This window comes from Cellulomonas biazotea (genome assembly GCF_004306155.1).
GTDB classification, from domain to species: Bacteria; Actinomycetota; Actinomycetes; order Actinomycetales; family Cellulomonadaceae; genus Cellulomonas; species Cellulomonas biazotea.
This window is the reverse complement of record NZ_BIMR01000441.1, coordinates 1-1,414: the sequence shown is the minus strand read 5'-3', so window position 1 is coordinate 1,414 and position 1,414 is coordinate 1. Positions and strand designations below refer to the sequence as shown.

1 pseudogene is annotated in these 1,414 nt (G+C 80.5%); it reads right to left on the bottom strand.

The window, feature by feature from the left end:
- Window positions 1-1,414, bottom strand: a pseudogene (locus CBZ_RS21230) (hypothetical protein); the annotation flags it as partial.

The window sequence follows — 1,414 nt, the reverse complement described above, 5'->3', positions numbered from 1 at the left end:
GTCCGGGGCCGCGACCGTCGCCGTGTCGACCGACAGGCCCTGGGCGGCCGCCGCGTCCCGGGCGGCGGTGGCCGTCCCGTCAGGGTCGTCGGTCGCGACCCACACCTCGTCGGGCGCGGGCAGGCTCGGCGCGGTCGACAGGAGCGCCGCCCCGACGCCGCGCAGGTCCGCGAGCGCGGCGCGCCCCGGTGCACCCGGCACGACGGGCAGGACGCCGACGACCTCCGCGTCGACCGGGTGGCCGTCGACCCGCAGGACGACGGGCGCGCCGACGGCAAGCCCGTCCTCGGCGGCCCAGTCGGCGGACACGACGACCGGGAGGGCCGTCGCAGGGCCGGGCAGGATGCGCAGGACCGTGCGCGGCACACCGGTCGGCGGGACGGTGACGGTGCCGGGTGTGCCGGGCGCGCCGGGCGCGCTGCCCGCGTCGCCCTCGCCCTCGTCGGTGCCGCTTCCCGTCCCGGGGTCGGCGCCAGTGCCGGTGCCCGCGTCGGAGCCCGCAGCGACCTGCACCGGGACGCTGCCGGGCGCGGCCGCGCGCCATTCTCCGCCCGCGAGGAGGTCCGTCGCGCCGTCTCGCCCGTCGGCTGTCACACCCGTGAGGGTCACGACGCTCGCCTGTGCCGGCGGACCGTCGGGCACGAGGTCGACGCCCGCGACGGCCCACCGTGCGACGCGACCCGCTGAGTCCGCGGTGCCCGCGCAGGTCCCGACCTCGGGGAGGTCAGCCGTCCACGCGTCCTCGCCGGCGACCCGCGTCGCGGACGTCGCGCGCAGGACGCCGTCGGGCCCGGCCCACCAGACGTGTGCCGCCGTGACGCCGCCGTCGAGCGTCGCGTCGACGCGGACAGAGGTCGCCCCGTCCGGGACGACCCAGCCGTCGGCCGCCGTGACCGCGTCGAGTGCCGTCGCCAGCCCGGGCGCGCCGTCGTCGCGGACCACGGCGCCCGCGGCCGCGGCCGGGACGGCGAGCAGCGTCCCCACGCGCGACGTCGACCCGGCGGTGACGCGGAGCACGGGCACCGTCCGGCCACCCGCGAGCGGCCGGAGGGCGTCGGTCGGCGACGTGCCGTCGACCTGGACGTCGAGCGCGTCACGCACGTCGACGCGCAGGTCCGCGCCGAGCGCAGCCGTGGCGGCGGTGCGCTGCTGCGACGCCGTGGTGCCCGCGTGCACGGACGCGAGCGCACCGGTCGCGGTCGCGAGCGTGACGAGGACGACGGGCACGGCGTAGACGGTCGTGCGGCGCGCGACCTGCCGTGCGGCGAGCGGGACGACGAGCCCGGTCCGGCCGCGGGAGCGCCGGGCGACCGCCGACGTCACGGGTCCCAGCGCCGCCGCCGCGAGCAGCGCCACGGCGAGGACCGTCAGGGGCACGGCCGCGACGGCGGCGGGCTCGGCGACGGCCGAGGCC